The 23319-nt window shown below is 62.1% G+C and carries 21 protein-coding genes; 5 read left to right on the top strand and 16 right to left on the bottom strand.

The annotated features are described in order from the left end of the window. The first annotated feature begins 1 nt into the window (after position 1). Genes F3I62_RS01905 through F3I62_RS01925 form a run of 5 tightly spaced genes read left to right on the top strand, consistent with a single transcriptional unit; the run spans position 2 to position 7332 of the window. Positions 2–970 carry a serine/threonine-protein kinase gene (locus F3I62_RS01905; protein WP_160488418.1) on the top strand — a complete coding sequence of 323 codons (969 nt, stop codon included), beginning with the start codon at positions 2–4 and terminating at the stop codon, positions 968–970. 14 nt (positions 971–984) lie between these two features. Continuing rightward, positions 985–3027 carry a type VI secretion system tip protein TssI/VgrG gene (gene tssI, locus F3I62_RS01910; protein ID WP_160488000.1) on the top strand — a complete coding sequence of 681 codons (2043 nt, stop codon included), beginning with the start codon at positions 985–987 and terminating at the stop codon, positions 3025–3027. Positions 3028–3038: 11 nt separating this feature from the next. Further along, positions 3039–4016 carry a sel1 repeat family protein gene (locus tag F3I62_RS01915; RefSeq protein ID WP_160488001.1) on the top strand — a complete coding sequence of 326 codons (978 nt, stop codon included), beginning with the start codon at positions 3039–3041 and terminating at the stop codon, positions 4014–4016. A gap of 15 nt (positions 4017–4031) precedes the next feature. Then, positions 4032–6953, top strand: coding sequence for a hypothetical protein (locus tag F3I62_RS01920; RefSeq protein ID WP_160488002.1), 2922 nt, complete (start codon positions 4032–4034; stop codon positions 6951–6953). Between the two features lies 1 nt (position 6954). Beyond that, positions 6955–7332: a hypothetical protein gene (locus F3I62_RS01925; protein WP_160488003.1), complete on the top strand. Its 378-nt coding sequence runs from the start codon at positions 6955–6957 to the stop codon at positions 7330–7332. Positions 7333–7353: 21 nt separating this feature from the next. Here the strand turns inward: F3I62_RS01925 and glmS are convergent, their stop codons facing one another. The 16 genes from glmS to mnmG all read right to left on the bottom strand — a co-directional run bounded on the left by glmS (position 7354) and on the right by mnmG (position 23093). After that, positions 7354–9204, bottom strand: a complete 1851-nt coding sequence (glmS, locus tag F3I62_RS01930; protein ID WP_160488004.1) for a glutamine--fructose-6-phosphate transaminase (isomerizing) — start codon at positions 9202–9204, stop codon at positions 7354–7356. 10 nt (positions 9205–9214) lie between these two features. Beyond that, positions 9215–9988 carry a DeoR/GlpR family DNA-binding transcription regulator gene (locus F3I62_RS01935; RefSeq protein WP_160488005.1) on the bottom strand — a complete coding sequence of 258 codons (774 nt, stop codon included), beginning with the start codon at positions 9986–9988 and terminating at the stop codon, positions 9215–9217. Positions 9989–10154: 166 nt separating this feature from the next. After that, positions 10155–11513, bottom strand: a complete 1359-nt coding sequence (gene glmU / locus F3I62_RS01940; RefSeq protein WP_160488006.1) for a bifunctional UDP-N-acetylglucosamine diphosphorylase/glucosamine-1-phosphate N-acetyltransferase GlmU — start codon at positions 11511–11513, stop codon at positions 10155–10157. A gap of 131 nt (positions 11514–11644) precedes the next feature. Beyond that, positions 11645–12070 carry a F0F1 ATP synthase subunit epsilon gene (locus tag F3I62_RS01945; RefSeq protein WP_160077439.1) on the bottom strand — a complete coding sequence of 142 codons (426 nt, stop codon included), beginning with the start codon at positions 12068–12070 and terminating at the stop codon, positions 11645–11647. A gap of 40 nt (positions 12071–12110) precedes the next feature. Continuing rightward, on the bottom strand, positions 12111–13487 hold the full coding sequence (gene atpD / locus F3I62_RS01950; protein WP_160488007.1) for a F0F1 ATP synthase subunit beta: 1377 nt from the start codon (positions 13485–13487) through the stop codon (positions 12111–12113). Between the two features lie 31 nt (positions 13488–13518). Next, on the bottom strand, positions 13519–14379 hold the full coding sequence (atpG, locus tag F3I62_RS01955) for a F0F1 ATP synthase subunit gamma (RefSeq protein WP_160077435.1): 861 nt from the start codon (positions 14377–14379) through the stop codon (positions 13519–13521). A gap of 50 nt (positions 14380–14429) precedes the next feature. After that, positions 14430–15974 (bottom strand): F0F1 ATP synthase subunit alpha, encoded by a 1545-nt coding sequence (gene atpA / locus F3I62_RS01960; RefSeq protein ID WP_160488008.1) that lies wholly within the window; start codon positions 15972–15974, stop codon positions 14430–14432. Between the two features lie 21 nt (positions 15975–15995). Beyond that, the gene (locus tag F3I62_RS01965) at positions 15996–16532 is read right to left on the bottom strand and encodes a F0F1 ATP synthase subunit delta (protein ID WP_160488009.1); all 537 of its coding nucleotides are present in this window, start codon (positions 16530–16532) and stop codon (positions 15996–15998) included. Positions 16533–16544: 12 nt separating this feature from the next. Then, on the bottom strand, positions 16545–17015 hold the full coding sequence (locus tag F3I62_RS01970; protein WP_160077429.1) for a F0F1 ATP synthase subunit B: 471 nt from the start codon (positions 17013–17015) through the stop codon (positions 16545–16547). Positions 17016–17069: 54 nt separating this feature from the next. Next, the gene (gene atpE, locus F3I62_RS01975; RefSeq protein ID WP_003097235.1) at positions 17070–17327 is read right to left on the bottom strand and encodes a F0F1 ATP synthase subunit C; all 258 of its coding nucleotides are present in this window, start codon (positions 17325–17327) and stop codon (positions 17070–17072) included. Positions 17328–17418: 91 nt separating this feature from the next. Next, positions 17419–18288, bottom strand: a complete 870-nt coding sequence (atpB, locus tag F3I62_RS01980; protein WP_160077427.1) for a F0F1 ATP synthase subunit A — start codon at positions 18286–18288, stop codon at positions 17419–17421. A 16-nt stretch (positions 18289–18304) separates the two neighbouring features. Beyond that, positions 18305–18712 (bottom strand): F0F1 ATP synthase subunit I, encoded by a 408-nt coding sequence (locus F3I62_RS01985; protein WP_160077425.1) that lies wholly within the window; start codon positions 18710–18712, stop codon positions 18305–18307. 158 nt (positions 18713–18870) lie between these two features. Continuing rightward, positions 18871–19743: a ParB/RepB/Spo0J family partition protein gene (locus F3I62_RS01990; protein WP_160488010.1), complete on the bottom strand. Its 873-nt coding sequence runs from the start codon at positions 19741–19743 to the stop codon at positions 18871–18873. Positions 19744–19751: 8 nt separating this feature from the next. Then, entirely contained in the window at positions 19752–20540 is a 789-nt protein-coding gene (locus F3I62_RS01995) for a ParA family protein (protein WP_160488011.1), read from the bottom strand. 13 nt (positions 20541–20553) lie between these two features. After that, entirely contained in the window at positions 20554–21201 is a 648-nt protein-coding gene (gene rsmG, locus F3I62_RS02000) for a 16S rRNA (guanine(527)-N(7))-methyltransferase RsmG (protein ID WP_160488012.1), read from the bottom strand. Continuing rightward, positions 21201–23093 carry a tRNA uridine-5-carboxymethylaminomethyl(34) synthesis enzyme MnmG gene (mnmG, locus tag F3I62_RS02005; RefSeq protein WP_160488013.1) on the bottom strand — a complete coding sequence of 631 codons (1893 nt, stop codon included), beginning with the start codon at positions 23091–23093 and terminating at the stop codon, positions 21201–21203. Before mnmG ends, rsmG begins: the two co-directional genes overlap by 1 nt. Between the last annotated feature and the right edge of the window lie 226 nt (positions 23094–23319).

Consider the following 23319-nt stretch of genomic DNA (forward strand, 5'->3'; position numbering starts at 1 on the left):
GATGAACAGCCAGGCCGCGGCCACCGCCGCCAGCGCCGACCTGACTCTGATGGCCGGCAGCACGGCCAAGACGCCGCGACCACTGCCCAAGGACCTGCCGCCGGTGCTCTGCGGCCGCTACCGCATCGAACGCCTGCTCGGCGTCGGCGGCATGGGCGCGGTGTACCGCGCCCGCGACCTGCTGCGCGAACAGTTCGGCGACCCGCAACCCTATGTGGCGCTGAAGACCCTCAGCGAGGACTTCGCCGAATACCCGGACGCCAGCGCCCTGCTCTACAGCGAGTTCGCCCTCAGCGCGCGCCTGAGCCAGCGCAACCTGGTGCGCCTGTACAGCTTCGAGATCGACCCGCCCAGCCAGCGCGCCTTCATCACCATGGAGCTGCTCAAGGGCTGCACCCTCGACAGCCTGCTGCAGCAATACCCCAGCGGCCTGCCTTGGGCCGAGGCGCAGACGATCAGCCTGAGCCTGCTCGAAGCCCTGCACTACGCCCATGGCCAGGGCGTGCTGCACGGCGACCTCAAGCCGAGCAACCTGATGCTCGGCGACAGCGAGCTGCGCCTGTTCGACTTCGGCCTCGGCCAGGCCATGGACGGCTTCCTCACCGGCCTGCCGCGCCTCTCGCGCAGCCGCTTCGCCGCCTGGACGCCGCGCTATGCCGCCCCGGAACTGCTCGACGGCGCACCCCTGAGCGCCGCCGCCGACGTCTATGCGGTGGCCTGCGTGATCTACGAACTGTGCAGCGGCCAGCATCCTTTCCGCCGGCAAAGTGCTAAACAGGCCAAGGCAATGGAACTGCCGCTGCATGCCCCCGCCGATATGCCCCGTGCCCTGTGGCCGGCCCTGCGCGCCGCGCTGGAATTTGACCCGGCCCGGCGCAGCAGTCTGCCCCGATTGCTGCGCGCCTTCCGCGAACAGCAGCGCCCGGCCTCCCGGCTGCCGCGCTGGCTGCGCCGCCGGCAAGCCACCTGATCAAGGACGACCCAATGTTCAACCCCGCCAACCAGACCCACTTCAGCCTGACCCTCGACGGCCAGCGCCACGACCTGCAGGTGCTCGAATTCCACGGCCGCGAAGCGCTCAACCAGCCCTACCGCTTCGAGGTGGATCTGGTCAGCGAGCGCCCCGACCTCGACCTGCAGAGCCTGCTCGGCCAGCCCGCGTTCCTCGCCTTCAGCCCGCACGGCCACGGCATCCATGGCCTGGTGCACGACGCCGCCCAGGGCGAGTCAGGCAAGCGCCTGACCCGCTACCGCCTGGTGCTGCAGCCCAAGCTGGCCTGGCTGGCGCAACGTACTAACCAGCGCATCTACCAGCAGCTGACGGTGCCGCAGATCATCGCGCAGGTATTGGAGGAGCACGGCATCCTCGCCGGCGCCTACCGCTTCCAGCTTGGCCCGACGGTGTATCCGCCGCGTGAGTACTGCGTGCAGTACGACGAGAGCGACCTGCGCTTCATCCAGCGCCTGTGCGAGGAAGAAGGCCTGCACTACCACTTCGAGCACAGTGGCCAAGGCCATGTGCTGGTCTTCGGCGACGACCAGACCAGCTTCCCGCGCCTGGGACAGCCCACCGCCTACGTGCAGGACAGCGGTATGGTCGCCGACGAGCCGGTGATCAAGCGCTTCGCCCTGCGCCTGGCCACCCGCAGCAACCGCGTGACCCGCCGCGACTACGACTTCGAACAGCCGCGCCTGCTGCTGGAAGCCGCCGCCAAGAGCGGATTCCAGCCCGACCTGGAAGACTACGACTACCCCGGCCGCTACACCGACCGCAGCCGCGGCAAGCACCTGGCCCAGCGCGCCCTGGAACGCCACCGCGCCGACTACCAGCTGGCCGAAGGCCGCAGCGACCAGCCCAGGCTGCTCAGCGGCCACCTGCTGGAAATCTCCAACCACCCGCGCCGCGAATGGAACGACCTGTGGCTGCTGCACGAGGTGATCCACCAAGGCAAACAACCGCAGGTGCTGGAAGAGTCGATCAGCAACTTCCCCGGCGGGCAGCGGGAACAGGGTGACTCCGACTTCCACCAGGGCTACCGCAACCACTTCAGCGCCAGCCCCTGGAACATCCTCTACCGCCCGCCCCTGCAACACCCGAAACCGCGCGTACTGGGCAGCCAGACTGCGGTGGTCACCGGGCCCAAGGGCGAGGAGATCCACTGCGATCCATACGGCCGGATCAAGGTGCAGTTCCACTGGGACCGCGAGGGCCAGGGCGACGAAACCAGCAGTTGCTGGCTGCGCGTGGCCAGCAGCTGGGCCGGCGACCGCTACGGCGGCATCGCCATCCCGCGCATCGGCATGGAAGTGCTGGTCACCTTCCTCGAGGGCGACCCCGACCAGCCGCTGGTCACCGGCTGCCTGTACCACAAGGAACACGTCGTCCCCTACGACCTGCCGGCGAACAAGACCCGCAGCGTGTTCAAGACCCTCAGCTCACCCGGCGGTGGCGGCTACAACGAGCTGCGCATCGAGGACCGCAAGGGCCAAGAACAGATCTACATCCACGCCCAGAAGGACTGGGACGAGAACATCGAGCACGACCAGAAGATCCGTATCGGCCACGAACGCCACGACACCGTCGAGGCCAACAGCTACACCGAGCTGAAAGCCGAGGAACATCACACCACCCACCTGGATCGCAAGGTGGAGGTGCGCGCCGACGACCACCTGACCGTGGCGCAGAACCAGCACATCAAACTCGGCACCGCCCAACTGACCCAGGCCGGCCGCGAGATCCACCTCAAGGCCGGGCAGAAGATGGTCATCGAAGCCGGTCTGGAAATCACCCTCAAGGCCGGCGGCAGTTTCATCAAACTCGACCCGGGCGGCATCACCCTGGTCGGCCCCATGGTCAAGATCAATGCCGGCGGTTCACCGGTCAATGGCTCGGGCATCGCGATCAAACTACCACGCCAGCCGGGGATGGCGGATGCGGACAAGGCAGGCAAAACCATGGGAAATGCGTTGACCAACGCGCCGCTGAAGCATCCCGAGCCACCTCAGTTCTTCTTGTTCTCCGAATGATGGGATCACTCATGAACAAACCACTCCGCCCCCTGAATCCGGACATCAGACAGCTGCTGCTGGGGCTCTGTCTAGGCGGAACCCTGCTGCAGGCTCAGGCGGCAAGCTGTCCGGCCGACACCTTCGAAGAGTTCGTTCAGGCGTACTCCAGCCAGCCGGAAACACGCCAGGCGCACACGCAGCTGCCGCTGAAGCTGCGCACGGCAGTCCTGCAACAGTCCGAGGTGCGCATAGAGGAGAGCATCAGCAAAGCACCTTGGACGATGCTGGACAAAGCCCTAACCCTAGAGTCGGCCACCCTGCAGGCCAAGCGTCCCGACACCGCAGTAATCAGTGACCCCGACGGCAAGGTGTTGCGGATTCTTGGTTTCAGCCAACAGCCCTGCTGGACTCTCATCCGCCTGGAAGACTGGTCGCTGGGCACGATGGACGACAAGGCGGACAAGACGCCTGGAGCCTCGGCCTACCAGCGCGGGGAACGTTACAAGGAGTTGGCCATGCAGGAACGCTCCAATTCTCAGGTCCAACTCTACGAAGCCGCGCTGGCCAGCTACCTGGCAGGCACGCGGGAAGGTTCGGCCAAAGCCGCCTATCTCGCCGCCGGAATCAGCCTCTCGGGACAGGCACCAAAACTTTCCACGCCGCACATGCAGAACCTGCTGGAAACCGCGGCCAAGACCATACCTGAAGCAGGAATCACGCTTGCCTACTTCTATTGCGATGAGGGCGAGTCCGGCAGCGACCTTCCCTGCGCCAAACCCGACAAGGCGTTGCAGGCGCTGAAGGATATTGCCCGCCTGGATCTCAAAATCGCGCTCGTAGAACTGGGCAACGCCTACGCCACCGGCGAGATCGTGGCGCAAGATTCTTCGCATGCCCTCGCCTGCTACCTGGAGGCGCAGACCCTGGGTGCGACCGGCCTGGACAGTGCCATCGCAAACCTGAAGGCCAAGGGCGGTGCCGCCCAACGCTCTGACCACTGTTTTTAATGCAGGATGCCCATCATGAGTACCGGACTACTCGAACAACGCGTCAACTATCCCAACACCCAGTATGAATATGGTTATGGCGGCGGTGGTGGCTCAGACGCCGATGGTAACAACCTAAAGGAAATCGACTGCTCGCACCTGCTCCACCTCATGCTCAAGGATGCCAGCTATATCATCCCTTATCGCACGACATCTCAACTTAGAACGGACACTACGCATTACGACACGGTTGCACTGGCGGATGTACAGCCCGGAGATATCGCGCTATGGACCGGTAGCACCCTGAACCATACGGGAGTGATCGAGACAATCGGTGTAAATCGAGATCGCGGAGAGTTCTTCGGATCACAGAACAACACTGGGCCGAAATCCGCCAGGTTCGGTGTAGGCGCCCCCTTTTGGCCGATGCCGACCCTGTACCTGCGACCCAAACCCGAGTTCCGCACTGGTGACCAGACCACTCCCTCAGCTCCTGCGCCAGCACCGGCGGCTGAATCACCTAAGGCACAAGTCAAACCGACGCTCAACTTCGAATATCCGATCCGTAACGCCAGTGGTCAGCAATACAGCGAAGCGGAAGAACTATTCGCCCTTCTGGAAAAAGAGTCATCCGGGCGCTACCTGCTGGGAAATCATGGTTTCTGGCATGGCGGTATACATTTCAGCGAAGCCAGCGCCCCCCAGTGTGTCCGACAGCACCCTGTGCGTTGCATCGCCGATGGCGAGGTCGTGGCCTATCGCCTAAACAATGACTATCTGGAATCTACGTATACAGGCAGTGCGCAGTGCACCAACCTACGTTATTCCAGCTCGTTCTGCCTGATCCGACACGAGTACTACTCTCCACCGAACCCGGCGAAAGACGCCAACAAAGACAAACAAAACAGCCTGGTTTTCTACAGCCTCTACATGCACCTGCTGCCCTATTCGCGCTATGCGCCGGAAGAGGAGAAAGGACCGCAACGGGTCAAAGTCATCAACGGCGGCTGGCCAGCGCGCAACCTGCCAATGGGCGAACCCGGCAGTGAGGTGCTGGGTGAAATTTCCAATGGCACCGAATTCGTGATTCTCGAAGAGCGTGACGGTACCGATAACAGCTATCGATTCTCTCGAGGCCGTATAGCGAAGGGAAAGGTCGGGGAGAAAAAGGAAGGTGACGAAGTTTGGTTCGCGTCCCAGCAGAACGGTCAGCCGATCCAGAATAATGCCGGCAAGCAGCGCTTACAGAATGTTCCGGCTATCGAACGGATACGCCCGGGCTATTGGCAGGGCAAAGTTCGTGCGACTGTCAGTACCTTGAACGGAATCAAGGTACGCAGCGCTCCTTCCGGCGAAAAGGGCGGCCCACAGCTGGCACCGAATCAGGTCCTGTGCCCGGGTAGCGTTGTCGAGTTCGATAGCGACAAGGTGCGTTGGCTTCAGCTGGAGGATGACAAGAACTACCCGATGGCCGAGTGCATTTTCGTTCCAGGCCAGGGTGGACTGAAGGGTGGGGGTACTCTGCCAGCGACTTTCTGGCTATGCGTGGATGACACGGGCAAAGGCAAGATGGTCAATCACGACAGCATTATTCCCAGCAGCTTCGACTCCGTAGTCACTCTAAAGACAGCCATCAAGGCCGGAGATCCGATCGGCTACATGGGCCTATACGAAACACCAACTGCTACGGGTGGCCGTGCCGGCAAGCACCAAGTGCATATCGAGGTGTTCAGCGGGGATGCACAGTTGCAGGCCTTCCTCGAAAACCAAGCCAAACTGGAACAAGGCCGCAAACATCTGCGCCTACCCGCCGGTACCGAACTGTTCGACCGCTCGATCCTGGACGCCAACTCGAGCCCTTTTTCCGCCAACAGCTACCAGCTAAAGCGCGAACATGTCGTGCCGGTAGACAAGAGCCCGAGCATCAAGGACAGCAAAGGCCAGGAGTGGTACCAGGTCACCGTGTTGGAAAACCGGCAAAGCATCGCTGGCCTGGTGAAAAAGCCAACCGACTCCTCCTCGGATCTGGAAATCATCTATCAGTACGATCTCAAGAAACATGGCTTTCGCATCGTCGAAGAACAAAACGAGAACGCTGACGGTTTCCTCGATAAGGACAACATGCCAGCGTTCTTCAAGGAGCTGTACAACGAGATCGACAGCCTCGGCGATGCGAACGGAGAGGTAAGCCCACAGGAGCTGAAGACTGCCCTGCATGACCCTGACCTGCGCGAGCGCTGGTCGAAATTGATCGCGTTACACCCCACCGAATGGCAGGCCAAGTCCAGTGATACAAAATGGCAGCGTCTAAATGCCCTGCTCAAGGACAACCAGGAACTGCTCAAGCACGAACAGAGGCGTATCGACGACCTGGTCTTCTGGGACGAGGTAAAAACGGCCGAGCTAAAAACAGCAATTCACCACTTACATCCCATTGCCTTCATCCACCAATTGAAGAAGTACACTCCCGTCAGTGGCGTCGACTACACCGTTGAAGATGGCAAGTCTGCACTGCGGATCATCTACGACAAGTACGGTAAGGACATGGCGGTAATCATCGAACGCATGTACCGCGATGAAACGCGCCACTTCCAGTCAATGCAGTACCGCCGCTGCGGTACCGGAGGCATGGAAGCCTTCGGCGAACCACCTTACTACGGCTGGGACGCCAGCTTCTTCGAAGCCAACCAAGACTTCACCCCGATTGGTATATGGGAGGCCTTCGAAAATCAGGGGATGAGCGGACAGGGCGGCAATCAGCAGGTGACTGATCACAAGAAGCGTTTCGTCGTACTGCCGTCGGTACTTGCCGGAATGGAATACAAAGCGAACTACATCAACAAGCACGGTGGCAACTGGGCGCGCTGGCACTCAACCGACACCAACGTACAGACCGTCTACCGAACACACATTGAGGCGATTCGCGCCCGATTCGTCAACGAGTTCGAAGGAAACTAACGTGATCACACGCTACACCCTCGTTCCACTCACCCTGTTCACCTTACTGTTCGGGGCGGCACAGGCTGACGTCAGCACACTCAAGAATGACCGCAGCCAGTGCTACGGCTATCTAACCGAACTGGTGCGCAGCAGCAATTTCCCCTTCACCTACGTGACAAAGGATAAGGCGAATCTACTAATCGACGACGATCAGGGCGAGACGGTCTCTGCCCAGGTAGTGTTCGATACAGACGGTTCCGGCACGATGGGCTGGGTGCAGTACGACATCCAGACCCATCAGTTGCTCAACACATCCGCAGAGCTGGAAACACCGGAACCGCTGAATTTCGACAAGAAGTACGCAGGTCAGTACGAGCGCTGCATCCGCGAGAACTGACCTGCTTCTGTCGTTTTGCCCTTATTCCACTGTTACCGACTTCGCCAAATTACGCGGCTGATCCACATCCGTGCCCTTGAACACCGCCACGTAATACGACAGCAGCTGCAGCGGCAGGGTGTAGAGGATCGGCGCCAGGGCGTCGTGGATGTGCGGCATGTTGACCACGTGGGTGCCTTCGCCGTTGCTCAGGCCGGCTTGCTGGTCGGCAAAGACGATCAGTTGGCCGCCGCGGGCCGCGACTTCCTGCAGGTTGGATTTGAGCTTTTCCAGCAGCTCGTTGTTCGGCGCCACGGTGACCACCGGCATGTCGCTGTCGACCAGGGCCAGCGGGCCGTGTTTGAGTTCGCCGGCCGGGTAGGCTTCGGCGTGAATGTAGGAGATTTCCTTGAGCTTGAGCGCGCCCTCCATGGCCACCGGGTACTGCGCTCCGCGGCCGAGGAACAGGGTGTGGTGCTTCTCGGCGAACAGTTCGGCGATCTTCTCCACGGTCTTGTCCATGGCCAGGGCTTCGCCCAGGCGGGTCGGCAGGCGCCGTAGTTCTTCCACCAGTTCGGCTGCCACGCCGGCTTCGAGGGTGCCGCGTACCTGGCCGAGGGCCAGGGTCAGCAGCATCAGGCCGACCAGCTGGGTGGTGAAGGCCTTGGTCGAGGCCACGCCGATTTCCGGGCCGGCCTGGGTCAGCAGGGTCAGATCGGACTCGCGCACCAGGGAGCTGATGCCGACGTTGCAGATGGCCAGGCTGGCCAGGTAGCCGCCGTTGTCCACAGAGCGCTCCTTGGCGTTGCGCAGGGCTGCCAGGGTGTCGGCGGTTTCGCCGGACTGGGAGATGCTGACGAACAGGGTGTCCGGCTGCACCACCACCTTGCGGTAGCGGAACTCGCTGGCCACTTCGACCTGGCAGGGGATGCCGGCCAGGCCTTCGAGCCAGTAACGGGCAACCATGCCGGCGTGGTAGCTGGTCCCGCAGGCGACGATCTGTACGTTGCGCACCTTGGCGAACAGCTCGGCGGCCTGCGGGCCGAAGGCCTGGACCAGTACATGGTCAGTGCCCAGGCGGCCTTCCAGGGTGCGTTGCACGACCTTGGGCTGCTCGTGGATTTCCTTGAGCATGAAATGGCGGTATTCGCCCTTGTCGGCGGCCTCGGCGCCTTCGTGGTATTGCACCTGCTCGCGCTGTACCGAGCGGCCGCTGGCGTCCCAAATCTGCACGCTGTCGCGGCGGATCTCGGCGATGTCGCCTTCTTCCAGGTACATGAAACGGTCAGTCACTTGCCTCAAGGCCAGCTGGTCGGAGGCGAGGAAGTTCTCGCCCAGGCCGAGGCCGATCACCAGCGGGCTGCCGCTGCGGGTGGCGAGGATGCGATCGGGCTGCTGGGCGCTGATCACCGCCAGGCCGTAAGCGCCGTGCAGCTCGGGAATCGCGGCCTTGAGCGCGGCGGTCAGGTCGCCGTGTTCGGCGAGCTTGTGCTGCAGCAGGTGGACGATGGTTTCGGTATCGGTATCCGAGCTGAAGACGTAACCCAGGCCTTGCAGGCGGGCGCGCAGTTCTTCGTGGTTCTCGATGATGCCGTTGTGCACCACAGCCAGATCATTGCCAGAGAAGTGCGGGTGGGCGTTGCGCTCGCTGGGCGCGCCATGGGTGGCCCAGCGGGTGTGGGCGATGCCCAGATGGCCGTTGAGCGGCTCGCCGGCCAGGGCCTGGCCCAATTCGGCGACCTTGCCGACCCGGCGGCAACGCTGCAACTGGCCGCTCTGGGTGAAGACCGCCACGCCGGCGCTGTCGTAACCGCGGTACTCCAGGCGCTTGAGGCCTTCGACCAGGATCGGGGTAATATTGCGTTCGGCGACGGCGCCAACGATGCCACACATGGCTGTTCTCCTAGGGTTGCACGGCGGCGAGGATCAGGGTGATGCCGCGCGCCTTTATCTGTTCGGCAGCCTGGGCATCCAGGCGGTCGTCGGTGATCAGGGTATGGACGCTGCTCCAGGGCAGCTCCAGGTTGGGAATCTTGCGGCCGATCTTGTCGCTCTCGACCATGACGATGACTTCGCGCGCCACCTCGGCCATGACCCTTGAGAGGCCCAGCAGCTCGTTGAAGGTGGTGGTGCCACGCTGCAGGTCGATGCCGTCGGCGCCGATGAACAGCTGGTCGAAATCATAGGAGCGCAGCACCTGTTCGGCGACCTGGCCCTGGAAGGACTCCGAGTGCGGATCCCAGGTGCCACCGGTCATCAGCAGCACCGGCTCGTGCTCGATGTCGCGCAGGGCGTTGGCCACGTTCAGCGAGTTGGTCATCACCACCAGGCCGGGTTTGTAGCCGAGCTGGGGGATCATCGCCGCCGTGGTGGTGCCGCTGTCGATGATGATCCGCGCATGTTCGCGAATGCGTTCGACGCCGGCACGGGCAATGGCCTGCTTGTGGCTGGATACCGGCTGCGCCGGCTCGCCGATCAGCTCCTGCGGCATGGATACCGCGCCGCCGTAGCAGCGCAGCAGCAGGCCGTTTTTCTCCAGGGCGGCGAGGTCCTTGCGGATGGTCACTTCGGAGGTGGCGAAGGCGCTGGCCAGCTGGTCGACACTGACCTCGCCCTGCTCGTTGAGCAGGGCGAGGATGGTGTGGCGGCGCTGTGGCGTATTGCGCTTGGAGATCATTAAGTTTCGATTCGAAAGATAAGTGTGCGAATCAAAACCTAACGAAAGCTCAGGGTCAAGCCTGAAACGGACAAAAGGCGGCCTGGGCCGCCTTTTTCTAATCAGAGCTGGTGATGCCCATTGGGCTTCTTCGCTTCGCGAATCAACCTACGCGGGCCGACCCAACCTACTTCTTGGTCGGACGCTTCCAGCCTTCGATATTGCGCTGCTTGGCCCGGCCCACGGCCAGGGTCTTGGCCGGTACGTCCTGGGTCACGGTCGAGCCGGCACCGGTGGTGGCGCCATCGCCCAGGGTCAGCGGTGCCACCAGGGAGCTGTTGGAGCCGATAAATACGTCCTCGCCCAGCACGGTGCGGAACTTGTTGGCGCCATCGTAGTTGCAGGTGATGGTGCCGGCGCCGATGTTGGTGCGCGCGCCGATCTCGGCATCGCCCAGGTAGCTCAGGTGGCCGGCCTTGGCGCCCGCTCCCAGCACCGCATTCTTCAGCTCGACGAAGTTGCCGACATGGGCCTTGGCGCCCAGCCTGGCCCCCGGGCGCAGGCGGGCGAACGGGCCGCAGTCGGCGCCCTCGCCCAGCTCGGCACCTTCCAGGTGGCTGTTGGCCTTGACGATGGCGCCGCGACGCAGGGTGCTGTTGTTGATCACGCAGTTGGGGCCGATCTGTACGCCGTCCTCGATCACCACCCGGCCTTCGAGGATCACGTTCACATCGATCAGCACGTCGCGGCCGACCGTCACTTCGCCACGCAGGTCGAAGCGGTCCGGGTCGAGCAGGGTCACGCCCTGGGCCATCAGGCGCCGGGCGGCGCGCTGCTGGTAATGGCGCTCCAGCTGGGACAGCTGCAGGCGGTCATTGGCGCCCTGCACTTCCATGGCATCCTGCGGCTGCTCGGTGGCCACCACCAGGCCGTCGGCCACCGCCATGGCGATCACGTCGGTGAGGTAGTACTCGCCCTGGGCGTTGTGGTTGGACAGGCGGCCCAGCCAGTCGGCCAGGCGCTTGCCGGGTACGGCGAGGATGCCGGTGTTACCTTCCTTGATCGCCCGCTGCTCGGCGCTGGCGTCCTTCTGCTCGACGATGGCCTGCACCACGCCGGCGGCGTTGCGCAGGATACGGCCGTAGCCGGTCGGGTCGTCCAGCCGCACGGTCAGCAGCGCCAGTTGCTCGGGGCCGACCTGCTGCAGCAGACGCTGCAGGGTTTCCGCTTCGATCAGCGGCACATCGCCGTAGAGGATCAGCACCCGCTCGGCATCGATGAACGGCAGGGCCTGGGCCACGGCATGGCCGGTACCCAGCTGCTCGGCCTGCAAGACGAAATTCAGGTCGGGGGCCGCCAGTCGCTCCTGCACCACCTCGGCGCCATGGCCGATCACCACATGGATGCGCTGCGGCTGCAACTGCCGGGCGCAATCGATGACATGGCCGAGCATGGACTTGCCGGCCACCGGGTGCAGTACCTTCGGCAACGCCGAACGCATGCGGGTGCCCTGGCCGGCGGCGAGGATGACGATTTCAAGCGACATGGGGTGCGATCCTGAACTGATGCGGTCAGTCGACGGCGCTGCGTGAGCGGGACTGGCCGCGAATAAACGGCGGAAAAGAAAAAGGGTAGCCAAGGCTACCCTTTATCCCAACGCTGTTGAAGCCGGTGGCCTTAGCCGCCGAACTTCTTGCGCAGTTGTTGCACGGTACGCAGCTGGGCTGCGACCTCGGCCAGATGGGCCGATGCGGAACCGTAGTCGAACTCCGCGCCATGCTGGTGCAGGGCCTTTTCGGCGGCCTTGAGGGCCTCCTGGGCTGCTGCTTCGTCGATGTCGCTAGCACGAGTGACGGTGTCGGCCAGGACCTTCACCATGTTCGGCTGCACTTCGAGGAAACCACCGGAGATGTAGTACACCTCCTGCTCACCGCCCTGTTTTACCAGACGGATCGGACCCGGCTTGAGGTCGGTGATCAGCGGGGCGTGGCCCGGAGCGATACCGAGATCGCCCAGGTTGCCGTGCGCGATAACCATCTCGACCAGACCGGAAAAGATCTCCGCTTCGGCACTGACGATATCGCAATGGACAGTAATGGCCATACGCTTGCCTCAGGTGAGCGCCCGTTGCCGGGCGCACGGATTACAGTTTCTTGGCTTTCTCGATGGCTTCTTCGATGCTGCCAACCATGTAGAACGCCTGCTCCGGCAGGTGATCGTAGTCACCTTTCAGAATACCGCTGAAACCAGCGATGGTGTCCTTCAGGGAAACGTACTTGCCTGGCGAACCGGTGAAGACTTCGGCCACGAAGAACGGCTGGGACAGGAAGCGCTGGATCTTACGAGCGCGGGATACCAGCTGCTTGTCGGCTTCGGACAGTTCGTCCATGCCGAGGATCGCGATGATGTCCTTCAGTTCCTTGTAACGCTGCAGCACGTACTGCACGCCACGCGCGGTCTCGTAGTGCTCCACACCAACCACCAGCGGATCGAGCTGACGGGAAGTGGAGTCCAGCGGGTCCACGGCCGGGTAGATACCCAGGGAGGCGATGTCACGGGACAGTACGACGGTGGCGTCCAGGTGGGCGAAGGTGGTCGCCGGGGACGGGTCAGTCAGGTCGTCCGCAGGTACGTATACGGCTTGTACCGAGGTGATCGAACCGTTCTTGGTGGAGGTGATGCGCTCTTGCAGAACGCCCATTTCCTCGGCCAGGGTCGGCTGGTAACCCACCGCGGAAGGCATACGGCCCAGCAGTGCGGATACTTCGGTACCGGCCAGGGTGTAACGGTAGATGTTGTCGACGAACAACAGTACGTCACGACCTTCGTCACGGAACTTCTCGGCCATGGTCAGGCCGGTCAGGGCTACGCGCAGACGGTTGCCTGGCGGCTCGTTCATCTGACCGTAAACCAGGGCTACCTTGTCGAGAACGTTGGAGTCCTTCATCTCGTGGTAGAAGTCGTTACCCTCACGAGTACGCTCACCCACACCGGCGAACACGGAGTAACCGCTGTGTTCCATGGCGATGTTACGGATCAGTTCCATCATGTTCACGGTCTTGCCGACACCGGCACCACCGAACAGACCGACCTTACCACCCTTGGCGAACGGGCAAACCAGGTCGATAACCTTGATCCCGGTTTCCAGCAGCTCGTTGCCGCCGGCCTGGTCCGCGTAGGACGGCGCAGCGCGGTGGATTTCCCACTGCTCTTCTTCGCCGATCGGGCCAGCTTCGTCGATCGGGTTGCCCAGCACGTCCATGATCCGGCCCAGGGTCGCTTTACCGACCGGTACGGAGATGGCCTTGTTGGTACGGGAGACGTCCAGGCCGCGTTTCAGGCCTTCGGTCGAACCCATGGCAATGGAACGAACCACGCCGTCGCCCAGCTGCTGCTGAACTTCCAGAGTGGTTTCGGCGCCGACAACTTTCAGCGCCTCGTAGACTGCCGGCACCTGATCACGCGGGAATTCCACGTCGATGACGGCGCCGATGATTTGAACGATACGTCCGCTACTCATCTTTGGTTCCTCTGAATATTTGAACCGTTCTTTAAACCGCGGCAGCGCCGCCGACGATTTCCGAAATTTCCTGGGTGATCGCTGCCTGACGCGCCTTGTTGTAAATCAGCTGCAGGTCTTTGATCAGTTCGCCAGCGTTGTCGGTGGCGTTCTTCATCGCGATCATCCGCGCCGCTTGTTCAGCCGCGTTGTTCTCGACCACCGCCTGGTATACCTGCGACTCCACGTAGCGCACCATCAGGCCGTCGAGCAGCTGTTTGGCGTCGGGTTCGTAGAGGTAGTCCCAGTGGTGCTTGAGCTCAGCATCCGGAGTCGCCACCAGGGGAACCAGTTGCTCCACTGTCGGCTTTTGCGTCATGGTATTGATGAACTTGTTCGAGACCACGGACAGACGATCGATGCGACCTTCGAGGTAGGCATCGAGCATGACCTTGACGCTGCCGATCAGATCGTTGATCGACGGTTCCTCGCCCAGGTGGCTGATCGCAGCAACAACATTGCCACCAAAGTTGCGGAAGAACGCCGCACCCTTGCTGCCAATCACGCAGAGATCAACCTCTACGCCTTGCTCGCGATTGCTCGCCATGTCCTTGACCAGAGCCTTGAACAGGTTGGTATTCAGACCACCACACAGACCACGGTCCGAACTCACCACCACATAACCGACGCGCTTGACTTCGCGCTCGATCATGAACGGATGACGGTATTCCGGGTTGGCGTTGGCCAGATGACCAATCACCTGGCGGATACGCTCCGCGTAGGGACGGCTCGACGCCATGCGCATTTGTGCCCTGCGCATTTTGCTGACCGCCACCTTTTCCATGGCGCTGGTGATCTTCTGCGTGCTTTTGATGCTCGCAATCTTGCTGCGAATCTCTTTTGCGCCTGCCATGTAACACCTATCAGGTTAGCAAGCGGGGATCTTGCGATCCCCACTGCGGCTTACCAGGTTTGAGTGGCCTTGAACTTCTCGATACCGGCTTTCAGCTGGCCATCGATGTCGTCATTGAAGTCGCCCTTCTCGTTGATCTTCGCCATCAGTGCGGCGTTCTCACGGTTGAAGTAGGCGATCAGGGCCTGCTCGAAGCTGATGATCTTGGCGACTTCGATGTCAGCCAGGAAGCCACGCTCGGCGGCGTACAGCGACAGAGCCATCTCGGCGATGGACATCGGCGCGTATTGCTTCTGCTTCATCAGCTCGGTTACACGCTGACCATGGTCAAGCTGCTTGCGAGTGGCTTCGTCCAGGTCAGAAGCGAACTGGGCGAAGGCCGCCAGTTCACGGTACTGAGCCAGAGCGGTACGGATACCACCGGAGAGCTTCTTGATGATCTTGGTCTGAGCCGCACCACCCACACGGGATACCGAGATACCGGCGTTGACCGCCGGACGCAGACCCGAGTTGAACATGGCCGATTCCAGGAAGATCTGACCGTCGGTGATCGAGATCACGTTGGTCGGAACGAACGCGGAAACGTCGCCAGCCTGGGTTTCGATGATCGGCAGAGCGGTCAGGGAACCGGTCTTGCCAGTCACGGCGCCATTGGTGAACTTCTCGACGTACTCTTCGGAAACGCGGGAAGCGCGCTCCAGCAGACGGCTGTGGAGATAGAACACGTCGCCCGGGTAGGCTTCGCGGCCTGGCGGACGGCGCAGCAGCAGGGAGATCTGGCGGTAGGCCACGGCCTGCTTGGACAGGTCGTCGTACACGATCAGGGCGTCTTCACCGCGGTCGCGGAAGTATTCGCCCATGGTGCAACCGGCGTACGGTGCGATGAACTGCAGGGCAGCCGATTCGGAAGCGGACGCAGCCACCACGATGGTGTTGGCCAGGGCGCCGTTCTCTTCCAGCTTGCGCACGATGTTGGCGATGGTCGATTGCTTCTGACCGATAGCCACGTAGACGCAACGGATGCCGCTGTCTTTCTGGTTGATGATGGCGTCGATGGCCAGAGCGGTTTTACCGATCTGACGGTCACCGATGATCAGCTCGCGCTGGCCACGGCCAACCGGGATCATGGCATCGACCGACTTGTAACCGGTCTGCACCGGCTGGTCGACCGACTTACGCCAGATCACGCCCGGCGCAACCTTTTCAACCGCGTCGCTGGCGACGTTGTTCAGCGGGCCTTTGCCGTCGATCGGGTTACCCAGTGCGTCGACTACGCGACCCAGCAGTTCCGGACCAACCGGAACTTCCAGGATGCGGCCGGTGCACTTGGCGCTCATGCCTTCGGCCAGCGACTGGTAGGCACCCAGAACCACGGCGCCGACGGAGTCGCGCTCAAGGTTCATGGCCATGCCGTAGACGCCGCCCGGGAACTCGATCATTTCGCCGTACATGACGTCGGCGAGACCGTAGATCCGCACGATACCGTCAGACACGCTGACGATGGTGCCTTCGTTACGAGCCTGGGAAGAGACGTCGAGTTTCTCGATACGTCCCTTGATGATTTCACTAATTTCGGAAGGATTGAGTTGCTGCATTGCTCTGCTGCCCCTTCAAACTCAAGATTTCAACGCTTCGGCCAGTTTCGCGATTTTGCCGCGAACCGAGCCATCGATAACCAGGTCGCCCGCGCGGATCACGACGCCACCGATGAGGGTGGAGTCTTCCGTCGCGTGCAGACGCACTTCCCGGCTGAGCCGTGCGCTGAGAACCTTGGCGAGTTTGTCTTGCTGTTCTGTGCTCAATGCAAAGGCACTGGTCACTTCCACGTCCACCGACTTTTCCTGCTCGGCCTTGTACAGCTCGAACAGTGCGGCGATTTCCGGCAACAGGTCGAGACGACCGTGTTCGGAGACGATGGAAATGAAGTTGCGTGCCTGGGCATCGAACTTGTCACCACACACTTCATTAAAAGTGGTGGCCTTTTCTGTACTCGTCAGACGCGGGGCCTTGAGCACGCGTTGCAGGGTGTCGTCTTGCGACACCACTGCAGCCAGGCCGAGCATGGCTGACCAGGAGGCCAGTTGCTGGTGGGCCTGGGCGTGCTCGAAAGCAGCCTTGGCGTAAGGTCGGGCCAGCGTGGTCAGTTCTGCCATGATCGCCCTCGCTTAGATTTCGGCTGCCAGTTTGTTAACCAGCTCCGCATGCGCGTTTTGATCGATGGTGGCTCCCAGGATCTTCTCGGCACCGCCGACAGCCAGGGCACCCAGTTGGGCACGCAGGGCGTCTTTGACGCTGTTCAGTTCCTGTTCGATCTCGGCCTGAGCCTGAGCCTTCACACGGTCAGCTTCGACACGGGCCTGATCACGGGCTTCGTCGACGATCTGAGTACCGCGTTTCTTGGCCTGCTCGATGATTTCAGCAGCCTGGGTTTTGGCTTCGCGCAGTTGCTGGGCCACTTTCTCGTGGGCCAGCTCCAGATCACGAGCCGCACGGTTGGCGGCGTCCAGACCATCGGCGATCTTCTTCTGGCGTTCGCGCAAAGCCGTAATGACCGGAGGCCATACGAACTTCATGCAGAACAGCACGAAAATGAAGAACGCAACGGCCTGTCCAATCAGGGTTGCATTAATGTTCACGCCAACACCTCGCTCGTTCGTTGTTCGTCAAACCAATCACTCGGGAACGAGTGATTAGCCGGCGATTTGACCAACGAAGGGGTTCGCGAAGGTGAAGAACAGAGCGATACCCACGCCGATCATGGTCACGGCGTCCAGCAGACCGGCGACGATGAACATTTTGACCTGCAGCATCGGAACCATTTCCGGCTGACGCGCAGCGCCTTCCAGGAATTTGCCGCCCAGCAGGCCGAAGCCAATGGCAGTACCCAGGGCGCCCAGGCCGATCAGCAGGGCAACAGCAATCGCGGTGAGACCAACTACAGTTTCCATCTTTCCTCCCGACTTTTTATGTCGTATTGGTTAGGGGTTTTCAAAGTGAAGCGGTAAAGCGTTTTTCGTTACCCAAAGAGGCAAGCGCCTCTTAGTGGTTGTCTTCGTGTGCCATCGACAGGTAGACGATGGTCAGCATCATGAAGATGAAGGCCTGCAGGGTGATGATCAGGATGTGGAACACCGCCCACGCCCAGTTCAGCGCAACACCCAGGGTGCTGAGCAGGAACATGCCACTGCCGAACATCACGGCAATCAGGATGAAGATCAGTTCGCCGGCATACATGTTGCCGAACAGACGCAGAGCCAGGGAAATCGGCTTGGCGATCAGGGTGACGAACTCGAGCAGGAAGTTCACCGGGATCAGCAGGATCTGTACGGCGATGTTCTTGCTACCGAAAGGATGCAGGGTCAGTTCGCCGAGGAAGCCGCCGATGCCCTTGACCTTGATGCTGTAGAACACGATCAGGGCGAACACCGACAGGGCCATGCCCAGGGTGGCGTTCGGGTCGGTGGTCGGGACCACGCGGAAGAACAGGTGATCGTTACCGGTGATGGTCGCGGCCAGCATCGGCAGGAAGTCGACCGGCACCAGGTCCATCAGGTTCATCAGGAAGATCCAGACGAAGATGGTCAGGGCCAGCGGCGCGATCAGCGGATTGCGGCCGTGGAAGGTGTCCTTGACGCTGCCGTCGACGAACTCGATCAGCACTTCGACGAAGTTCTGCAGGCCGCCCGGTTGGCCGCTGGTGGCGCGCTTGGCGGCCATGCGGAACAGCAGGACGAAGATCAAGCCGAGGAACACGGACCAACCCAGGGTATCCACGTGGAATGCCCAAAAGCCCATTTCCTTTGCTTCTTGTGCGGTGTGGGCCAAGCCCCAATCACCATTCGGCAGTTTCCCGAAAGTCAGGTTCTGCAGGTGGTGCTGGATGTAGCCCGAAGCGGTTTGCTCTGCCATGTTTGCCTCAAACGCTCTAAGGTCTCGAAAGTCTTGTTCTCATCAGCAAGGGTGCGAACCAGTTGACTACCTGAGTCAGCAGGAAGACACCGAACAGCGCCAGTGCTTCCAGAGGTTTCACTCCTGCAAACGCCAGCGTGAACAACGCTGCCGTCAGAATCAGCTTGCCCGCTTCGCCGGCATAGAAAGACCGGACGATGCTCTGGGCGGCCCGCGCCCCGCTGAAGCGGAACGCCTTGTGGGCGAAATACAGGTTGGGCAGCCAGGCGATCAGCCCCCCACAGAGTCCCGAATAACCGCTTACCGGGCCACGCCAGCCATACAGGGTAGCAGCAGCCAGCAGCAACACGGCCAATTGGGCCAGCAGCACCGGGAAAACCGGCAAACGATGGAAGGGCAGGCGGTTTGGCGTGCGGGCATCCATCACTACTGTTCCTCTGGCGTCGGCCGCCTTAAATCAAGCACTTGGCATATTTTGTGCCGACAAAATGCGCGCAGAGTATAGGGGCGCTTCCCACCCCGTTCAACTGGCCGGTAGTGAATTCCGACCATGCGCTACAGCGGCAACAATGAGCAATTGTGTCAGCGGATATGCGCCAGCACACCCTGCAACTCGTCCAGCGAGCTGTAGCGGATGACCAGCTGGCCCTTGCCCTTCTGACCATGCTTGATCTGCACCGGAGCCCCTAGCTTCTCGGCCAGGCGCTGTTCCAGGCGGTTGATGTCCGGGTCGGACTTGACCACCGCGGCGGGCTTTTCCTTGGTGTTCAGCCACTGGCGGACCAGGGCCTCGGTCTGGCGTACGGTGAGGCCGCGTGCGACAACGTGTCGCGCACCCTCGACCTGCTGTTCCAGGGGCAAACCGAGCAGGGCACGGGCATGACCCATTTCCAGGTCGCCATGGGACAGCAGGGTCTTGATCTCTTCCGGCAGGGCGATCAGGCGCAGCAGGTTGGTGATGGTCGCACGCGACTTGCCCACCGCATCGGCGACCTGCTGCTGGGTCAGCTCGAATTCCTGCTGCAGGCGCTGCAGGGCCACGGCTTCCTCAATCGGGTTGAGGTCTTCGCGCTGGATGTTCTCGATCAGCGCCATGGCGATGGCGGCCTCATCCGGCACTTCGCGGACCATGGCCGGGATCTTCTCCAGCCCGGCCTGCTGGCTGGCACGCCAACGCCGCTCGCCGGCGATGATCTCGAAACGTCCGCCGCCGATGGGGCGCACCACGATCGGCTGCATCACGCCCTGGACCTTGATCGAATTGGCCAGTTCCTCGAGCGCGCCCGGGTCCATGTCGCGGCGCGGCTGGTACTTGCCGCGCTGGATCAGGTCCAGCGGCAGGTGCTGCAGCTCGCGGCTATCGGCTTGTACCGCCTGTTCTTCCAGGGCGGCGGCAGAGGTGCCGCCGAGCAGGGCGTCGAGCCCGCGGCCGAGTCCACGTTTCTTGATGGCCATGGGATTCCTTATGCAGTAGCGGTTTTGGCGTTGCTGCGCTGGCGGCGCACCAGTTCGCCAGCCAGCGCCAGGTAGGCGATGGCGCCACGGGATTGCTTGTCGTAGACCAGCGCCGGCATGCCGAAGCTGGGCGCCTCGGCCAGGCGCACATTGCGTGGGATGACCACGTCGTAAAGCTTGTCGCCGAAGTGTTGCTTGAGCTGCGCGCTGACATCGTTGGTCAGGCTGATGCGCGGATCGTACATGGTGCGCAGCAGGCCTTCGATCTTCAGGCTGGGGTTGAGCAGCTCGGCGATGCGCTGGATGCTGTTGACCAGGTCGCTCAGGCCTTCCAGGGCGTAGTACTCGCACTGCATGGGGATGATCACCCCGTCGGCGGCGACCAGGGCGTTGACCGTGAGCATGGACAGCGCCGGCGGGCAATCGATGAGTATGTAATCGTAGTTCTCGCGGATCGGCGCCAGCGCATAGCGCAGGCGGCTTTCCTTCATCTTCATTTCCAGCAGGCCGACTTCGGCGGCGGTGAGGTCGCGGTTGGCCGGCAGCAGCTGGTAGCCGCCATGCTCGGAGAACTGCATGGCCTCGCCGACCGTGCTCTCGCCGATCAGCACGTCGTAGATCGAGTGTTCCAGGGTCTGCTTGTCGACGCCACTGCCCATGGTGGCGTTGCCCTGCGGGTCGAGGTCGATCAGCAGCACGCGGCGCTTGGTAGCGACCAGGGATGCCGCCAGATTGATGCAGGTGGTGGTCTTGCCGACCCCGCCTTTCTGGTTGGCGATCGCGAATACTTTAGCCATGCTGCCGTTCCCCCTAGACCAAGCGACGCAGTATCAACAGATGGCGCTGGCCTTGGCAACCGGGAACCTTGAGCACGTGCGTGCTTTGCAGGCGAAAGTCCGCCGGCAGGGCCTGCAGCTCGTCGTCCGGGTGCACGCCTTTCATCGCCAGCCAGTGGGTATCGCCGTTGCCGAGGTGGCGGGTCCAGTCGGAAAAGTCCTGCAGCGAGCTGAACGCCCGCGAGCAGATGCCGCTGAACGGCTGCTCGGGACGGAACTCTTCGACCCGGCTGTGGATAACTTCCAGGTTGGCCAGCTTCAGCTCCAGCTTCACCTGGGTGAGGAAGCGGGTCTTCTTGCCGTTGGAATCAAGCAGGGTGAAGCGCCGCTCGGGGAACAGGATGGCCAGGGGAATCCCCGGCATGCCACCGCCGCTGCCGACGTCCAGCCAGTTATCGCCATGCTCGGCGACGAAGGGCACCACGCTGAGGCTGTCGAGCAGATGGCGCGAGACCATCTCGTCCGGGTTGCGCACGGCGGTCAGGTTGTAGGCCTTGTTCCACTTGATCAGCAGCGCCAGGTAGGCCAGCAGCTGTTCCTGCTGCTGGGCGGACAGTTCGACGCCAAGCATCTGCGCGCCTTGCGCGAGTTCTTCGGCATGGCGTTGGGTGACGGCAGACATCAGGCGCTTTGCTCCAGCTGACGGCCAGCGCCGCGTTTCTTCAAATGGATCAGCAGCAGGGAAATCGCCGCCGGGGTCACGCCGGGGATGCGCGAAGCCTGGCCGAGGGTCTGCGGACGGGCATTGCCCAGCTTGCCCTGGATCTCCTTGGACAGCCCGGAGATCCCGGCGTAGTCGATGTCGGCCGGCAGCTGGGTGTCTTCGCTGGCGCGCAGGCGTTCGATCTCTTCCTGTTGACGCTCGATGTAACCGGCGTACTTGGTCTTGATCTCAATCTGCTCGGCGACCTGCGGGTCGCTGGCACCGGCGCCGGTCAGCTCGATCAGGCTGGCGTAGTCGATTTCCGGGCGGCTGAGCAGGTTGAGCAGGTTGTATTCGTGGGCCAGCGGGGTGCCGAAGCGTTCGACTATGGCATCGCCCTGCGCAGTGCCGGGGCGCACCCAGGTGCTCTTCAGGCGCTGCTCTTCCTCAACGATGCCTTCGCGCTTGGCTTCGAACGCGGCCCAGCGCGCGTCGTCGACCAGGCCCAGCTCGCGGCCCTTCTCGGTCAGGCGCAGGTCGGCGTTGTCCTCGCGCAGGATCAGCCGGTATTCGGCGCGCGAAGTGAACATGCGGTACGGCTCCTGGGTGCCCAGGGTGATCAGGTCGTCGACCAGTACGCCGATGTAGGCCTCGTCGCGGCGCGGGCACCAGGCTTCCTTGCCCTGCGCGCGCAGCGCGGCGTTGGCGCCGGCCAGCAGGCCCTGGGCGCCGGCTTCTTCGTAGCCGGTGGTGCCGTTGATCTGTCCGGCGAAGAACAGGCCGCCGATGACCTTGGTCTCCAGGCTGTATTTCAGGTCGCGCGGGTCGAAGTAGTCGTACTCGATGGCGTAGCCGGGCCGCACGATGTGGGCGTTCTCCATGCCGCGGATGGAACGCACGATCTCGAGCTGCACATCGAACGGCAGCGAGGTGGAGATGCCGTTGGGGTACAGCTCATGGGTGGTCAGGCCTTCCGGCTCGATGAATACCTGGTGGCTGTCCTTGTCGGCGAAGCGGTGGATCTTGTCTTCGATCGACGGGCAGTAGCGCGGGCCGATGCCCTCGATCACGCCGGAATACATCGGCGAGCGATCCAGATTGCTGGCGATGATCTCGTGGGTGCGCGCGTTGGTGTGGGTCATCCAGCAGCTGATCTGCTGCGGATGCATGTCCTTGTTGCCCATGAAGGACATCACCGGGATCGGCGTATCGCCCGGTTGCTCGGTCATCAGCGAGAAATCCACCGAACGGCCGTCGATGCGCGGCGGCGTGCCGGTCTTCAGCCGGCCGACGCGCAGCGGCAGCTCGCGCAGGCGCTGGGCCAGGGCGATCGAGGGCGGATCGCCGGCACGGCCGCCGGAATAGTTCTGCAGGCCGATGTGGATAAGTCCGCCGAGGAAGGTGCCGGTGGTCAGTACCACCGAATCGGCGAAGAAACGCAGGCCCATCTGGGTGACCACGCCTTTGACCTGGTCCTGCTCGACGATCAGGTCATCGGCAGCCTGCTGGAATATCCACAGGTTGGCCTGGTTTTCCAGAATCTCGCGGATCGCCGCCTTGTACAGCACGCGGTCGGCCTGGGCGCGGGTGGCACGTACGGCTGGGCCCTTGCGGCTGTTGAGCACACGGAACTGGATGCCGCCCTTGTCGGTGGCAATCGCCATGGCGCCGCCGAGGGCGTCGATTTCCTTGACCAGGTGGCTCTTGCCGATACCGCCGATGGCCGGGTTGCAGCTCATCTGGCCGAGGGTTTCCACGTTGTGGGTCAGCAGCAGGGTCTTCACGCCCATGCGTGCAGCTGCCAGCGCAGCCTCGGTACCGGCATGACCGCCGCCGATCACGATCACGTCAAAACGGGAAGGGAAGTCCACCACGCACCTCGTGCCTGTTGAAAAGGGGGAAAAGAGAAGGGGCGCAAGTATAGGGACTTAGCCGGAGTGAATGAAGCCTTCTGCACAAAAAATAGCCAGTCGGTAAGGCTTCAGGTTTATAGAGAATAAAAGAATGAATTTTTATAAAGCCTTATTTTTATGTTTATGTATGGTGAAGGCCATTTCTGTGGATAAAGCGCTACAGCCCATTGCTGGCAAGCTGTAC

It is taken from the genome of Pseudomonas sp. R-28-1W-6, from assembly GCF_009799925.1.
Classification (GTDB): domain Bacteria; phylum Pseudomonadota; class Gammaproteobacteria; order Pseudomonadales; family Pseudomonadaceae; genus Aquipseudomonas.

Excerpts from the sequence above, each read along its gene's own strand:
- F3I62_RS01965 (WP_160488009.1), bottom strand. The coding sequence starts at position 16,532 with ATGGCAGAACTGACCACGCTGGCCCGACCTTACGCCAAGGCTGCTTTC.
- F3I62_RS01995 (WP_160488011.1), bottom strand. The coding sequence starts at position 20,540 with ATGGCTAAAGTATTCGCGATCGCCAACCAGAAAGGCGGGGTCGGCAAG.
- rsmG (WP_160488012.1), bottom strand. The coding sequence starts at position 21,201 with ATGTCTGCCGTCACCCAACGCCATGCCGAAGAACTCGCGCAAGGCGCG.
- atpB (WP_160077427.1), bottom strand. The coding sequence starts at position 18,288 with ATGGCAGAGCAAACCGCTTCGGGCTACATCCAGCACCACCTGCAGAAC.
- F3I62_RS01915 (WP_160488001.1), top strand. The coding sequence starts at position 3,039 with ATGAACAAACCACTCCGCCCCCTGAATCCGGACATCAGACAGCTGCTG.
- glmS (WP_160488004.1), bottom strand. The coding sequence starts at position 9,204 with ATGTGTGGCATCGTTGGCGCCGTCGCCGAACGCAATATTACCCCGATC.
- F3I62_RS01920 (WP_160488002.1), top strand. The coding sequence starts at position 4,032 with ATGAGTACCGGACTACTCGAACAACGCGTCAACTATCCCAACACCCAG.
- F3I62_RS01985 (WP_160077425.1), bottom strand. The coding sequence starts at position 18,712 with ATGGATGCCCGCACGCCAAACCGCCTGCCCTTCCATCGTTTGCCGGTT.
- atpE (WP_003097235.1), bottom strand. The coding sequence starts at position 17,327 with ATGGAAACTGTAGTTGGTCTCACCGCGATTGCTGTTGCCCTGCTGATC.
- F3I62_RS01935 (WP_160488005.1), bottom strand. The coding sequence starts at position 9,988 with ATGATCTCCAAGCGCAATACGCCACAGCGCCGCCACACCATCCTCGCC.
- atpA (WP_160488008.1), bottom strand. The coding sequence starts at position 15,974 with ATGCAGCAACTCAATCCTTCCGAAATTAGTGAAATCATCAAGGGACGT.
- tssI (WP_160488000.1), top strand. The coding sequence starts at position 985 with ATGTTCAACCCCGCCAACCAGACCCACTTCAGCCTGACCCTCGACGGC.
- F3I62_RS01945 (WP_160077439.1), bottom strand. The coding sequence starts at position 12,070 with ATGGCCATTACTGTCCATTGCGATATCGTCAGTGCCGAAGCGGAGATC.
- F3I62_RS01990 (WP_160488010.1), bottom strand. The coding sequence starts at position 19,743 with ATGGCCATCAAGAAACGTGGACTCGGCCGCGGGCTCGACGCCCTGCTC.
- F3I62_RS01905 (WP_160488418.1), top strand. The coding sequence starts at position 2 with ATGAACAGCCAGGCCGCGGCCACCGCCGCCAGCGCCGACCTGACTCTG.
- atpG (WP_160077435.1), bottom strand. The coding sequence starts at position 14,379 with ATGGCAGGCGCAAAAGAGATTCGCAGCAAGATTGCGAGCATCAAAAGC.
- atpD (WP_160488007.1), bottom strand. The coding sequence starts at position 13,487 with ATGAGTAGCGGACGTATCGTTCAAATCATCGGCGCCGTCATCGACGTG.
- glmU (WP_160488006.1), bottom strand. The coding sequence starts at position 11,513 with ATGTCGCTTGAAATCGTCATCCTCGCCGCCGGCCAGGGCACCCGCATG.